Origin of the sequence: Paenibacillus dendritiformis, assembly GCF_945605565.1 — a bacterium.
Lineage (GTDB): Bacteria > Bacillota > Bacilli > Paenibacillales > Paenibacillaceae > Paenibacillus_B > Paenibacillus_B dendritiformis_A.
Map to the genome: position 1 here is coordinate 1,384,420 of NZ_OX216966.1, position 14,543 is coordinate 1,398,962.

General features: G+C 49.3%; 14 protein-coding genes. 8 read left to right on the top strand and 6 right to left on the bottom strand.

Annotation, left to right across the window (positions count from 1 at the left end):
• The first annotated feature begins 206 nt into the window (after positions 1 to 206).
• The 8 genes from NNL35_RS06075 (at position 207) to NNL35_RS06110 (ending at position 6,649) form a co-directional block, all read left to right on the top strand.
• Positions 207 to 911 carry a response regulator transcription factor gene (locus NNL35_RS06075; protein ID WP_006675124.1) on the top strand — a complete coding sequence of 235 codons (705 nt, stop codon included), beginning with the start codon at positions 207 to 209 and terminating at the stop codon, positions 909 to 911.
• Positions 908 to 2,365, top strand: coding sequence for a sensor histidine kinase (locus tag NNL35_RS06080; protein ID WP_006675123.1), 1,458 nt, complete (start codon positions 908 to 910; stop codon positions 2,363 to 2,365). Before NNL35_RS06075 ends, NNL35_RS06080 begins: the two co-directional genes overlap by 4 nt.
• A 15-nt stretch (positions 2,366 to 2,380) precedes the next feature.
• Complete coding sequence (locus tag NNL35_RS06085; RefSeq protein WP_006675122.1) at positions 2,381 to 3,448, top strand: LolA family protein; 1,068 nt, start codon at positions 2,381 to 2,383, stop codon at positions 3,446 to 3,448.
• Positions 3,449 to 3,480: 32 nt separating this feature from the next.
• Complete coding sequence (locus NNL35_RS06090; protein ID WP_006675121.1) at positions 3,481 to 3,957, top strand: PH domain-containing protein; 477 nt, start codon at positions 3,481 to 3,483, stop codon at positions 3,955 to 3,957.
• The gene (locus NNL35_RS06095) at positions 3,950 to 5,416 is read left to right on the top strand and encodes a PH domain-containing protein (RefSeq protein WP_006675120.1); all 1,467 of its coding nucleotides are present in this window, start codon (positions 3,950 to 3,952) and stop codon (positions 5,414 to 5,416) included. The genes NNL35_RS06090 and NNL35_RS06095 overlap by 8 nt, the downstream gene beginning before the upstream one ends.
• Before the next feature lie 152 nt (positions 5,417 to 5,568).
• A complete protein-coding gene (locus tag NNL35_RS06100; protein WP_006675119.1) occupies positions 5,569 to 5,958 on the top strand; it encodes a phosphotransferase family protein in 390 nt (129 codons plus the stop codon).
• The gene (locus NNL35_RS06105) at positions 5,952 to 6,128 is read left to right on the top strand and encodes an NUDIX hydrolase (protein ID WP_006675118.1); all 177 of its coding nucleotides are present in this window, start codon (positions 5,952 to 5,954) and stop codon (positions 6,126 to 6,128) included. The genes NNL35_RS06100 and NNL35_RS06105 overlap by 7 nt, the downstream gene beginning before the upstream one ends.
• Before the next feature lie 149 nt (positions 6,129 to 6,277).
• Positions 6,278 to 6,649, top strand: coding sequence for an iron chaperone (locus NNL35_RS06110; RefSeq protein ID WP_006675117.1), 372 nt, complete (start codon positions 6,278 to 6,280; stop codon positions 6,647 to 6,649).
• A 58-nt stretch (positions 6,650 to 6,707) separates the two neighbouring features.
• Here NNL35_RS06110 and NNL35_RS06115 read toward each other — a convergent pair whose 3' ends face one another.
• From NNL35_RS06115 to NNL35_RS06140, 6 genes are all read right to left on the bottom strand, one after another.
• On the bottom strand, positions 6,708 to 7,610 hold the full coding sequence (locus NNL35_RS06115) for an ABC transporter permease (RefSeq protein WP_006675116.1): 903 nt from the start codon (positions 7,608 to 7,610) through the stop codon (positions 6,708 to 6,710).
• Positions 7,611 to 7,622: 12 nt separating this feature from the next.
• The gene (locus NNL35_RS06120) at positions 7,623 to 8,627 is read right to left on the bottom strand and encodes an ABC transporter permease (protein ID WP_006675115.1); all 1,005 of its coding nucleotides are present in this window, start codon (positions 8,625 to 8,627) and stop codon (positions 7,623 to 7,625) included.
• A 118-nt stretch (positions 8,628 to 8,745) separates the two neighbouring features.
• Positions 8,746 to 10,341 (bottom strand): ABC transporter substrate-binding protein, encoded by a 1,596-nt coding sequence (locus NNL35_RS06125; RefSeq protein ID WP_006675114.1) that lies wholly within the window; start codon positions 10,339 to 10,341, stop codon positions 8,746 to 8,748.
• 27 nt (positions 10,342 to 10,368) lie between these two features.
• A complete protein-coding gene (locus NNL35_RS06130; RefSeq protein WP_006675113.1) occupies positions 10,369 to 11,358 on the bottom strand; it encodes an ABC transporter ATP-binding protein in 990 nt (329 codons plus the stop codon).
• Entirely contained in the window at positions 11,333 to 12,343 is a 1,011-nt protein-coding gene (locus NNL35_RS06135; RefSeq protein ID WP_006675112.1) for an ABC transporter ATP-binding protein, read from the bottom strand. Before NNL35_RS06135 ends, NNL35_RS06130 begins: the two co-directional genes overlap by 26 nt.
• Positions 12,344 to 13,053: 710 nt before the next feature.
• Positions 13,054 to 14,220 carry an MFS transporter gene (locus NNL35_RS06140; protein ID WP_006675111.1) on the bottom strand — a complete coding sequence of 389 codons (1,167 nt, stop codon included), beginning with the start codon at positions 14,218 to 14,220 and terminating at the stop codon, positions 13,054 to 13,056.
• Positions 14,221 to 14,543: the final 323 nt, after the last annotated feature.

Sequence of the window (14,543 nt, forward strand, 5' to 3'; positions counted from 1 at the left end):
CCCGGCGAAGAGTCCGGGCGGCCATTGGCGTTCCGGCGGATGCTGTCTGCGGCGAGAAGTTGGCGGAATCAGGAATGAAATCCAAGCTTACGCATCCAATACGGAGGAGGTTTGCGGTATGATTATAAAGAATGTTTAAAAATAAGAAGGCGTTCGTGGCAGAACGATATACTTACGATAAAGCAAGAAGGCAAGGAGAGATGGATATGCCAGCGCACCTGCTGCTTGTTGAAGATGATAAAGAGATCGCGCGCATTGTTCAGGATCATTTGCGCAGACAAGGCTATAAAATAACGTGGTCCTCCACCGGGGCGGAAGGCTGGGAGGACTTCCATACCGGCTCGTTCGATCTGATCCTGGTCGATCTGATGCTGCCGGAGATGGACGGCTTTACGCTGTGCCGCAATATCCGCCTTACCAGCAATGTGCCGCTGCTCATCATTAGCGCCCGCCAGGAGGATGAGAGCAAGGTTCGGGGATTGGAGCTGGGAGCGGATGATTATATCACGAAGCCGTTCAGCCTGTCCGAGCTGTCGGCCCGCATCAGCTCGCATCTGCGGCGGTTCCGCCGCTACTCGAGTGAAGAGGAGCTGCCCCGTCTCAAAAAGTATGAGGGCGGTCTCGTCATCGACGAGGATCGCCAGCTCGTCACGCTGGAGGAGGAGCCGATTTCGCTGACGGCGAAGGAGTGGGCTTTGCTGCAGCTGCTGGCTCAGCATCCGCAGCGCGCCTTTTCCAAGAAGGAATTGTACGAGCAGGTATGGCATCAGGTCAATATCGAGGGCAACAATACGGTATCGGTTCACGTCAAGAGCCTCCGCACGAAGCTGGGCGAGGATATTCGCGAACCGCGGTATATCCAGACGGTATGGGGAACCGGGTACCGCTTCATCGGTGAATTGGTGCCATGAAGATCAAGCATTGGCTTATGCTGTGCTTCCTCGTCGTCATGCTGCTGCCGGTCTTGGCTGGATATGTGTTCTATCAGTCCATCCATACGTATGATGAACGCCAGGAACTGAAGGAATATATCGAAGTGACCGGCCGCCTGGCCGAGATCGAGCCGCTGCTGCAGGATGTGTCGCTGTACCGGGTGCAGCCGGACGAACGGTTCGCCGCGCTGCAGCGGGAGGCGAGCGACTCGCTCAAGATTACGCTCTACCGGGTAGACGGCGTCACCGTATTTTCGTCGATGGCGGATAGTCTGACCCCGAAGCTGTACCGGGTCCGGCCGGAGGTGCTGTACGAGCATTTGTACGAGATGCGCAAATCCCATCGGGCCTACACGCTCAAAAAACCGGTGTTCTATCAGGAGAAGCTGGCCGGCTTCTACGAGATTACAATCGTCCGCGATCAATGGCTGGAGGCATTCCAGAACCGGACGCTGATCGTGGCCGGCGGCTGGGTGCTGTTCTTCCTCCTGCTGTATGCGGGTGCGATCTTCGCTCTCCACCGCAAGCTGATTCGTCCGATGCAGGGGCTCATGAGACAGATGGCCGCCTTCGCGAACGGCGAGGCCGCGCCGAATCCAGTCCATCGGGCGAAGGATGAGGTAGGAGAGCTTATCGGCCGCTTCCAGGAGATGCGTGCCCAGATTGAGTGCGCCCGCGAGCATATTGCGGAAGAGCAGCAGGAGCGAGAGTATATGGTGGCCGCGCTGTCGCATGATCTGAAAACGCCGCTGACCTCGCTTCATGCCTATGCCGAGGCCTTGCAGCAGGAAGGGGAGTTGTCGGAGGAGGAGAAAAACGACTATTATGCGGTCCTGTTCGACAAGATTGCGCACATGCGGCGCATGCTGGACAATCTGACGATGTATACGGCGCTGAAATCGTCGGAGAAGCTGGAAGAGCGGGTCGAGGTCGACGGAGATGAGCTGTTCGAGATGCTCTTCTCCGGATATGACGGACTGTGCGCCCAGCGCGGCATCCGGCTCGTGACCGACTGCGCGGTCTCGGACTCTTACTATATGAACGCCCAGCAAATGATCCGGCTGGTCGATAATCTGATGAGCAATGCCATCCGCTATACGGACAGCGGGCGCTCGATCTGGCTTGGGGCTTATTCGCCGTCTCAGCCGCTGCCGGACTGGATTTTCCCGACGATGATGGACGAGGTGCAGGCATGGCGAGGGGAGCGCCTGATTCTGCTCGTGCAGAATCAAGGGGCGACCATTCCGGCCGATCAGTTGGAACGGCTGTTCACTCCCTTCTATCAGCCGGATTCGTCGCGGACGAAGGCGCATGCCGGCAGCTCGGGGCTGGGCCTGAGCATCGCGAAGATGATTGTAGAGAAGCATGATGGGGACATCCGGATATGGTCAGAGGCCTCGTTCGGCACGCTTGTGGCCTGCCGGTTCCGATAATGAGGAGGTTCCGTGATGATGATAATTCGCACCGGATTATGCATATTGCTCGCCAGCAGCGTCCTGATCAGCGGGTGTCAGAACAATCTGGGGTTCAACCTGTCGGGAGAGCAGATTGTGGACAAGGTGCTGGAGAACGGGAAGGAGTCGTTCTCCTATTATGGGGAGAGCCTGAGCACCACCTATGAGAATGGGAAGCAAAAAGACAGCTACCTGATGAAGGAATGGCTTGATGGCGAGTCCGATCGGATGCGTCTCGAGGTGACGTCGGCGAAGGATAGCACGGTTACGGTGAACGACGGGCATCAGTTCATCGTATGGGATCAGACGGGGGGCGAAGCCTTCCGCATGTCGGTGCGGGGGGACAGCCCGCCGCTGACGCAGCGGGAGCAGATGAAGCAGATGCTGGAGAAGCTGCAAGCCACTCATGATTTCGAGACGGTGGGTGAAGAGAAGGTCGGCGAGTGGAACACGATTCATTTCAAGGCGATCGCGAAAAAAAAGGATGATCTGTTCCAGCGGATGGAGCTATGGATCGATCCGAAGACGTGGATGATGCTGAAAACCGTGTTCGAAAGCGGACCGGTTCGTTCAGAGTCAATCTATACGAAGCTGGATATGTCTCCGAGCTTCGACGAGGATACGTTCAAGTTGGATATCCCGGAAGGCATCTCCGTGCTCGATCTGGATCCGACGATGGAGACGAGGAATGTGACGCTCGCAGAGGCGGAGGCGGCACTTGGCCGCCCCTTTCTCCAGTGGCGGGCGGACGGCGTGAAGCTGATGGAAATCAACCTGTATGACCTGCAAGAAGAATTTGATCGGACAGAAATCTCGCTGAATTATTGGAAGGACGATCAGCCGTATCTGACGCTAAGCGTCTCTACGGCACCACCGGAAGGAGCGGGCATGGGAACGGAATACGGGATGGAGAAGGTCGAGGTTCGCGGGCAGACGGGCTTTTACGACGACTCCCTCCATTCGCTCTGGTGGAATGAGGATGGCCTGCGGTACACCATGATGCCGGAGCTGGACTTCATGACAAAGGAACAGGTGCTGTCGATTGCCGGGCAGCTCCGATGATGAGATGACAGGTTGGGACAAGGAGGAGGATTATGAACGAAGCATCGACCAGACGGCTCCATCCGGACTTCATGAAGGTGGCCCGCATTCGCGCATGCGTGGCCCATCTCGTTCTCTTCGCGATGGTTATCGCGTATGCCATCGCAGCCCATATCCAGGGGTGGGTGAAGTATCCGGGCTGGATTGCTTTCGTTCTGTTTTTGGCGACGGGCGTATGGTATATTTTCCTCTCGCCCGTGTTGACTTACCGTTATTTTAGCTATGATGTGCGTGAAGAGGAAGTGGAGATTCATTCGGGCATCTTTTTCCGGAAATATGTGCTCGTGCCGATGACCCGCGTGCAGCATGTCGAGAAGGCGAGCGGCCCCGTGCTGCGGAAGTTCGATCTGGCCCAGATCTCGATCGTGACCGCGGCCACGACCCATGAGATCCAGGGCTTGAAAGCCGCGGACGCCGAAGCGCTGAAGCAGCGTATCGCCGTCCTCGCCAGGGTGGAAGACGATGAATAAGGAGCAGGAGAATCGCCTTCACCCGCTGTTCATTGTGTTCTCGTTGGTGAAGACGCTGAGAAATCTATGGCCGCTGCTGCTGATATTGTTCTTCAAAGGGACTCAGCATCCGCAGCGTTATCTTGTCATTGGAGGAGCCGCCTTGCTGCTGTTCCTCGCGGCGGACATCATCAAGTGGCGCCGCTTCAGATATCAGGTGGAAGCTGACAAGCTTCTTATCCGCCAAGGGCTGTTCTTCCGGGATGAGAAAACGATCTATTACAGCCGGATTCATTCGGTGCAGGTGGAGCAGCCTTTGCTGCAGCGCCTCTTCGGCATGGCGCAGCTGAAGATCGAGACGCCGGGCGGAAGCGGCGAGTCGGACGGCGTCCTCCCTGCGCTGTCGCAGGAGAGAGCGGAGGAGCTGCGCAGCCTGCTCATGCAGCGCAGTCAGGGGCGTGAATGGCCGGAGGAAGCCGCGGCGGACGGCAGCGGCGCCCAATATCCGTCGGAGGCGGAGGGCGCCCGGCCGCTCTCCCTCGTCCGCATGTCGGCAGCCCAACTGTTCGTCGGGGCGCTCAGCACGATGAATCCCGGGCTGGTGCTGGCGTTCTTCGCCGGGCTGCTCTCGTTCGCCGATGACATTGTGAAGCTGATCGTACCGAAGCGAATCTCGGACCAACTGCTGCATGCCATCGAATCAAGCGTGTCCGGACCGGTGTCGCTCGCGATCGTGGGCGCCGGGGCGCTGCTTGGCGCCTGGCTGCTGTCCTCCCTGCTCTATATCGTCAAATATTACGGGTTCACGGCGGAGGAGCGGGATGGAAGCATCGTCGTCACATACGGGCTGTTCGAGAAAAAAATGAACGCGATCAAGCCGGAGCGCGTTCAGGCGATCGTCGTGAAGGAGGGGCTGCTCCGGCAGGCGCTGGGCTATGCCGAGATCGAGGTCCGCGTCGTCTCGTCGGACATGAAGGAAGCGCTGATGCTGCATCCCTACGTCCCGGTCGGCGACATCCCGGAGCTGCTGTCACGCTGCCTGCCGGGCTTCGAGCTTGGCTCGGTACAGCACGGCGCGCCGCGGCGGGCCTGGTGGTATTATATCCGCTTCCGCCTGCTGTTCCTCGCGCTTGCCTTCATTGGCGTATACGGGTTCCTGGGAGCCTACGCCTATTGGGTGCTGGCGCTGCTGCCTCCGCTGCTGCTCACCGGCTGGCTGGGCTTCCGCGACGCCGGCGTCGGGCTGCGGGATCGGCAGTTCATTGTGCGGAACCGGATCATTGCGCGCAAGACCTGCTATGTGCTGCGCCCGCAAATTGTCGCTCTGCAGATGGGGCGGACGTATTTTCAGGAGACGAAGCGTCTGATGTCGCTCAAGGCTCATCTGCTGAACGGCAATGATTTCTCGGTGGCCTGTCTGGATGAACAGGATGTACAAGAGATTTGGACGTGGTATCGGCATAGGAAGAGAGTAAGGTAGGAGAGCGGTGCGCCGCTCTTCAGAGATCGGGCGGTTCAAGTGTGCGCTCGGTCTTTTTGCCGTGGCGCTTGTCACTTTTGTTCGCGGTCATGTTGGTGCTCCCAATACGCAGGAAAAGTGTGGTAGATTAATAGATAGAGTGCGGTGAAGTAATGGCAGGCGATCCGAATCCGAACAATATGTTCATTCGTGAGGATGGCCAAGTTGCCGTTATCGACTGGATGAACGCGTCGATCGGGAATCCGGAAGCCGACTTGGCCGAATATATGATTATGATCAGGTATGCGGTCCTGCCATCTGAGCTTCCCGGCAGCATCTCGGAATTTTTGGATCCGATGAGAGAAGCGATTATCGATATCTTTATGGATGAGTATACGAAGTTATCGGGAATGACCTATGAAGAAGTATATCCATGGCTTGTGCCCGTTACCGCCCGCAAATTAGCGGCGGATGCCATTTCGGAGGAAGAGAAGAGGTTATTGGTTCAGGAGATTCGAAGATTCTTGAAGGAGACGCAGGGAGGAGGCAAGAGTCAATGCTGAATTACATCACAAGGATGAGGAGCCGCATTGGCCATGATCCGCTGCTGTTATGCGGCGCGAGCATGATTTTGTATAATTCGTCGAAGCAGGTGCTGATGCTCAACCGATCGGATAACGGATGCTGGTGTTTCCCGGGCGGAGCCATTGAGCTTGGCGGCTCAACCTCATAATCGGAGCTTGACAGCCAACTTGACTAAAAAATATGTGGTTGGAAATAGATGTTGTGTAAGAACGTGTCTTAGCGATCCTGTGATGAGTTTTAGCGACGAATGAGGTTGAGGAACTTCTCTGAACGACATCATTTTTAGGAGGGAACAACATGGAAGTTTTTGCAGAATGTTTAGCAAATATTGGTAACCCGCAACATCGGGCCCGAACGGAAGAGGTTTTGGCTTGGGTAACCCGCAAATTTCCAAAATTAATGCCAAAGATTGCGTGGAATCAGCCTATGTTTACCGATCACGGCACATTTATTATTGGCTTTAGCGTAGCCAAACATCATTTGGCGGTTGCCCCTGAAAGGGCAGGGATTATTCATTTTTCTGATGAAATTGTGCAGGCTGGCTATGATCACACCAAGCAGTTGGTACGTATCCCGTGGGATAGTCCGGTTGATTTCTCATTACTTGAGAAAATGATCGAGTTTAATGTTTTAGATAAGGCAGACTGTTCAACTTTTTGGCGGAAATAAGTTCAAAAGCCAGCCTTGTTTTGGCTGACTCGCTGCAATGCTGTTTTATGACTATGCTTTAGCTTTTCATTTTCGGATCAAGCGCGTCCCGCAGGCCGTCTCCCATCAAATTAAACCCGAGGACAGTCAACATGATGGACAACCCCGGGAATAATACGGTCCATGGGGCTTGAAGAATGTAGTTGCGGGATTCAGCCAGCATGGTGCCCCACTCCGATGCTGGAGCCTGCGCGCCCAAGCCTAGAAATCCCAATGCTGCACATTCAATGATAGCCGTCGCAATGGCCAGCGTGCCCTGCACGATGATAGGGGCCAGACTGTTCGGAAGAATATGATGAAAGATGACTCTGCCGTCTTTCATGCCAATGGCTTTCGCCGCCGCAATATATTCCTCTTCCTTGATAGCCAGCACTCGGGAACGGACCAACCGGCCAAAGGTCGGTACATTGATAATGGCAATGGCAATCAATGCATTTCTTAATGATGGTCCTAATGTAGCCACAATAGCAATCGCTAGTAAAATACTAGGGAAAGCCAGCAATATTTCAAAGATTCTGGAGATAATCATATCAAGCCATCTTCCGTAATATCCTGCTATCAAGCCCAGAACCGATCCGACAATGATGGACCCCGCAACAGAGACGAAGCCCACCCATAAAGAAAGCCGGGCGCCATAAATGATCCTGCTCAGTATATCCCGTCCGTATTCGTCCGTGCCAAACCAGTGCTGTGACGATGGAGCTACATGTTTGTCTGATAATTTTTGAGAGTCATAGGAATAGGGAGCCAATAAATCTGCAAAAATAGCCAAGAAAAGAAAAAAGATGACGATGCCCAATCCGACAATGGCGACTTTATTTCTTCTAAAACTTCTCCACCCATCCTTCCATGGCGAGATGGAGGGTTCTTCGTTCACAGGCGGAGCCGCGATCGGCGGGGGATTGCTGACGAGTTGTGCCATGACATTTCCCTCCTATTTATACTTAATTCTTGGATCGATGGCTGCATACAACAAATCGACGAACAGATTAATCATAATAAAGATGAAGGCAATGACTAAAATTCCAGACTGAATCACCGGATAATCGCGGTAATTGATCGCATTGTAAATATAGGTGCCAATTCCCGGCCAACCGAATATGGTCTCCGTTAATATCGCCCCTCCGAGCAGCATGCCTGTCTGCAGACCGATGACCGTCACAACGGGGATTAACGCGTTTTTCAAGGAATGCTTATACACCACCCAGAACATTCTCATCCCTTTTGCACGAACGGTGCGGATAAAATCGGAACGCATCACCTCAAGCATGGAGGATCTTGTCATGCGGGCGATAATCGCCATTGGAATCGTGGCTAATGCAATACCAGGCAAGATTAAGTGACGGATCACCTCGATAAATTGATCAAATCTTCGATGTAACAACGAATCAATTAAATATAAATTCGTGATCGCCTCCACGGGATCCCGTATATTATCCCGCCCGGTCGTCGGCAAAAGATCCCACTTCAGCGCGACGATGTATTGTTCCATCAAGCCAAGCCAAAAAATAGGCATCGATACGCCGATAAGCGCGATAATCATGGCAACATAATCGAACCATGAATTTTGGAACCAAGCTGAAATAATCCCGGCATTTACACCGATGACAACCGCAATAATCATAGCAATGATGGCAAGTTCAATCGTTGCTGCTAAATAAGGCCAAATTTCCTCTGCGACCGGAGTTCTTGTTTTTAGGGAGACACCCAAATTTCCTGTAAACAATCCGCCCAAATATTCGAAAAATTGGATATACCATGGCTGGTCTAAGCCTAATTCCTTGGTAAGTGCCGCCACAGCATCCTTTGTCGCCTGCTGGCCAAGAATAAGCTGTGCCGGGTTGCCTGGAATGGCTCGAATCATCATGAACACGATAAACGCCATTCCCAGAAGCACCGGAATTAAGGCTCCCAGCCGTTTTATTGTGAAAGATAACAAATCTGTTCACCTCTTTTTTCAAGCTGCTTGTAAAAAAGGAGGAGCATGATCCGACCATACTCCTCATTGTCCATGCTATGATCAGAATGCGCGCAATCCTAGGCGTCCTCGCTGCAGATTATTTGATCGATACGTTAATAAAGGATTGAGTTCCCGTTGGATGCGGGAAAAATCCTTGAATTTCTTTAATGCCTGCAAGCTGAGGTTTGGAGTGAGCCAGAGGAACCCAGGGCGCTTCTTCATGAATAATTTCCTGTGCTTTTTTGTACAGCTCATTACGTTTGTTTTCATCCGGGTTGGATTGCGCTTCGATCAGGATATCATGCAATTCGTCATTGCTGTAACGCGAGTAGTTGTTCGATCCGATATTGTCTTTATCCAATAAGGTATAGATGAAGTTATCGGCATCTCCATTATCTCCGGTCCAGCCAAGCATAAATGTAGGAGCTTCTCCAGCTTGAACCTTTTCTAAGTAAGTACCCCAGTCAAACGTTACGATATTTGCTTTGATGTTGACTTCCTTCAAAGCGGCTTGAATCGCTACGGCTACTTTTTGGCCATCTGGCATATATGGTCGCGCAACAGGCATTGCCCACAGGTCCATTTCAAAGCCGTTTTCCAATCCGGCCGCTTTTAATAATGCTTTTGCTTTCTCAACGCTATATTCATAGTCGACAATGTCGTCATTATAACCGCTGATAGATGGCGGCATCGGGTTTTTGGCAGGTTCTGCTGTTCCTTCGTAAAAGTTAGCGATCAAAGCTTCTTTGTTAATGAGATGGCTGATTGCCTGACGGACCTCTTTTTTATCAAAAGGGGCCATTTCTGTATTGAAACCAAAGTACCCTACGTTCATCGACGGTCGTTCGAATAGTTGTAATTTGCTGTTTGCTTTTACTTGACCTAGATCGCTGGGGTTCAGGCCATCCATCAAGTCAAGCTCGCCTTTCATCAAGGCATTCAGCCGGGCGGAGTTGTCAGCAATGACTTTGAACTTTACGCCGTCTAGCTTAGGAAGGCCGGCTTGCCAGTAATCTTCATTCTTGACAAGCTCGATCGTGTCATTTGCTTTCCATGATTTAAATTTGAACGGACCTGTTCCAACCGGGTTTTTCGTGAAATCATCCCCATGTTTCTGGAGTGCACTAGGGCTGGCAATCGCAAACATGGTCATGGCCAAGTTTTTCAAGAATGGGGCTTGGGGACGATTCAATGTGAACACAACGGTGTGCTCGTCTTCCGCTTTTACCTCTTTAATGACATGACCAGGATCGCCTTCAAATCCGCCAAACATGGAAGAATAGTAGGCAAATTTTGCTTCGTCTTTACTTTGGGCCCAACGTTGGAAGTTGGTTACGACAGCTTCCGCGTTGAAGTCTGTTCCATCGTGAAACTTTACGCTTTTCCGCAGGTGAAACGTATACGTCAAGCCATCCTCAGTAACCTCCCATTTTTCAGCAAGTCCTGGCTCGATCTCCGTATTTTCTGTTTTATACTTTACAAGTGTTTCATAAATTTGCTGGGTAACAATAAAGGATTCTCCTTCTGTGGTGATGGCTGGATCAAGCGCTGTGGAATCTGCTCCTCTTCCATAGATAAGTGTTCCGCCGCTTTCCGATTCATTGCCATTACTTTGGTTCCCGTTGTTGCATCCAGCGAGCACAACAGACAGGATCAGCATGCAAGTTAATAAGAGCCAACCGGTTTTCTTCATAATATCCCCCCATTAGTGTAATCGTTTTCAATTTATGTCTACGCGGACTTGTTCGTATAAGTGACAAGCCACGTAATGACCTGGTTCAATTTCACTTAGCTGCGGGCGGGCAGCCGAACATGGTTCAAATGCCTTCGGACATCGGGTATGGAATGGGCACCCCGTTGGCGGGTTAACCGGACTTGGCACATCACCCTCCAGAATAATCCTTTCCCTACGGTAAGTAACATCCGCAATGGGAACAGCTGATAATAACGCTTGTGTATAGGGATGAAGCGGCTTGTCATATAATTCTTCCGTACCCGATATTTCGACCAGCTGACCCAAGTACATCACGCCTACCCGATCGCTGATATGGCGGACAACGCCTAAGTCATGTGCGATGAACAGATAGGTGAGCTCATATTCTTGTTGCAGATCCTGAAGAAGATTCAATACTTGCGACTGGATCGACACGTCCAGAGCGGATACAGGCTCATCGGCGATAATAAGCTTCGGGTGAATAGCAAGTGCCCTTGCTATGCCGATTCGCTGCCGTTGTCCACCGCTGAACTGGTGGGGGTAACGGGATGCGTGGTAGGTGCTTAGGCCAACGACTTCCAATAATTCCTTTACCCTTCGTTTTCGTTCCAACCTGTCCTTTACGCCATGGACAATGAGCGGTTCCTCAAGGATTTTTCCAATCGTATGACGAGGGTTTAATGAGGCAAAGGGATCCTGAAAGACCATTTGCATGTTCCTGCGCATCTTCCTCAGTTCATTGCCAGACAGCTTCGTAATATCCTGTCCTTCGAAATAAATACTTCCTTCGCTCGGTTCAAGAAGTCTGAGCAGCATTCTCCCCGTTGTGGACTTCCCGCAGCCGCTCTCTCCGACAAGCCCAAGAGTTTCCCCCTTGTTGATGTGAAAGGATACACCGTCCACGGCTTTCACCGCGCTTACGGTTTTCCCCAGAGGACCTCCTTTTATCGGAAAATGCATTTTCAAGTTTTCAACTTGAACTAAGGGCTGAGTCATGGATGTCTGCTCCTTTCCCGTCTTCGTATAACCAGCAACTCACCTTTTGTCCATTGGCGAAGCTCTGTAATGAGGGCTCTTCACTCACACATCGTTCCGTTGCATGTGCGCAGCGCGGCGCAAAAGAACAGCCCTGTCTGCGAGAACCCGGCTTCGGAACCTGACCTGGTATCGAATAGAGTCTTTCCTTTTTCTCTCGCATGTCTGGAACAGACTGGATGAGACCGATGGTGTAAGGATGCTTGGGATGTTGGAAAATCGTTCGCACATCGCCCTCTTCCACAATCTTGCCGGCATACATAACGACCATTCGCTGGCACATTTCCGCTACAACGCCTAAATCATGCGTAATCATCATAATCGCCGTCTTTGTTTCTTGATTTAATTTCTTCATAAGCTCAAGGATTTGGGCTTGAATCGTCACATCCAACGCGGTAGTCGGTTCATCTGCGATAAGCAGTTCGGGTTCACACATCATAGCCATGGCAATCATGACCCTCTGCCTCATGCCGCCAGAGAGTTGATGAGGATATTCATTGATTAAGGCTTCGGCTCTTCCGAGTCCTACCTGCTTCATCATTTCTATCGCTCTCGCCTTGGCTCGTTTTTTATCTGTTTTTTTATGAATTCGCAGCGCTTCGGTTAATTGCTCCCCGATTGTAAATAAAGGGTTCAAGCTGGTCATTGGTTCCTGGAAGATCATCGCAATTTGGTTACCGCGGATTTTCCTCATCTTCGCTTCCGATAAAATGGGTAGTTTTTCTCCTTTAAAATGAATATCTCCGCTAACTTTTCCAGTCATTGCAGGGATAAGTCCCATAATCGACAAGGACGTTACACTCTTTCCGCATCCAGATTCTCCGACAATCCCCAATATCTCACCGGGATGAATATGAAAACTAACCGAATGGACAACGGGAACGACACCGTCATCCGTGTGGAAGCTTATACTTAACTTCTGGACTTCAATAATTGGAGATACCAAGCATTCTCCTCCTCTTGAACATGTGATTAATTACATCCATGACCTATGAAGTTGAAGCAGGTAATTGGTAATCATGAGTTTAAAGAATTGTCCGAAGCATGAAGGATATTGTGATTTAACATATAATGTCTAATTAACTAATATAATAATATTAAATACCAGATCATGGATCTTTAACTAAATTGAGCGCTACCAATCGAAGGTTTAAGGAAGTGAATCATGAAGAATACTCGGGAGCGCCTAAGCAGATTAGGATGTTCTACTCAAGGCGATATTCCAGCCGTTGGCTGAAGCATTATCTAACATTCTGTGGGGTACATCGAAGAAGTATTTGCTAGGTTTTAACTTATAATCATAGGATTAATAGTAATTATTGCATTTTTCTGAAAGCTTGACAATCTTTATTTTTGGATATTTTCAAGTTAAATTGTTCGGATAAAATATCCGGAAGCACCGGTGAAAAAGATCTCCGCTGGCGGTCCGCTGGCGGGGCTCTTTTTTATGATGAAGATGAGGACACCTTAACATGAAACAGCCGCAATCTTAGTTTTGTTCATTTTATTGGTTATCGTATTACATTCGTGTTTTTATTAGAACTAACAGGAAGCCATAAAAGGAAAAGGCATTATCATGAGCATGTCCCGCAAGGGAACGCCCGCTGATAATGCCCCCATCCATTCGTTTCATTCCGCCGTTTCTTGTAAGGAAATCTAACCCTTTTTAGAGCGATTTATTTCTTTTACATAATCTTTATACACTAAAATAGCAACAATAATAAAACTGATACTAACAACCCGAAAGATCATATCTAAACTTATCCATTTGGCAAAAATCCCTAATACAAATGCACTAATTCCAACACCAACGTCAAAACTGGAGAAAAAAGTCGCATTGGCTGCTCCAGTTTGCTCTTTTCTTACCTTTTGAACAGCCCATGTTTGTAAAGACGGCATAACCGTACCATAACCTGCACCGAATAAAATCGCAGCAATAATAAGATGAAGATCATTTGTTGCATAAGACAAAATAATCAATGATAAAAATCCTACAAAAGCGGATATCATGATTATGGACCAAGGTCCTCTTTTGTCATACCATTTTCCAGTAAACGGACGTAGTACAGTTGAGACGATTGCATTTATAAGAAAGAACAGAAAAATATGATCTAATCCTTTTTGTTTTCCGAAAAGAACTAGGAAGGTAATAATGGCGCCAAAACTAAATGTTGTTATTACCGCTAGTAATGCTGGAAACCACACATCTTTTTCAAAAATCATAGTAAAGAATTGAAATGGTTGTTTTTCAATCTTTGCAGGAACAGGAAAATGTGTAAGTTGAAGCGAAATGACCGCCAGCAGGCTGAGTATTACGGATGAGCAAATTAATATCTCGAAGGAAAAAGTATCATAAATAAAGAGACCCACACTCGGGGCAATGATAGCTCCGACTGTTGTGGATATGGAAAAATAGCCCATACCTTCTCCTAACCTTGTTTTCGGAATGAGATCAACGGCTATTGTACTATTTGCAGTTGTTGATACACCCCATGCTGCACCATGAAAAATTCTTAACAATAAAAATAGCCATACGATATTTAGAAAAGGGTAAACAAGTGTAATAAGCATTAAAGCTATAGTTGCTCCAACTGCCAAACTTTTCCGTTGGTTATCAATTAAATAGTACCCTACAAAAGGTCTAATTAGGACAGCACCTATAGTAAATAACGAGGTCACTAAACCTACTTGGATAGTAGATGCATTCATACTGATCAAATAGGCTGGCAATATAGGGATCAACATTTCAAACCCTATGAACACTAAAAAGTTACTGATAAATAAAAACAGAAATGATTTATGGAATATTTTTTGATTTTTCATATATTAATTCCTCGCTTCTAAATTATTTATTAACTTAGAAGCGGTTGGAACACTGACACATTTTTCAATTGCCTAAGTTTTTTAGTCAATTGACTCACCTCTCTAAACCACATTAAAATAATACTTGAGTAATGTTGTAACAGAATATTATAAACAATAAAGTTTTAAAGATCACCAACTAAATATTCCCATTACAAATATAATTGATGAAGAATTCAAACCTCGTAAGAACAATCGCGGCGGCCGACCTTTCAATTGTTGCGAATATACTCGATTGCATTGACGTTATACATATGTGCCCCTTTTTCCCCGTATCAATTATC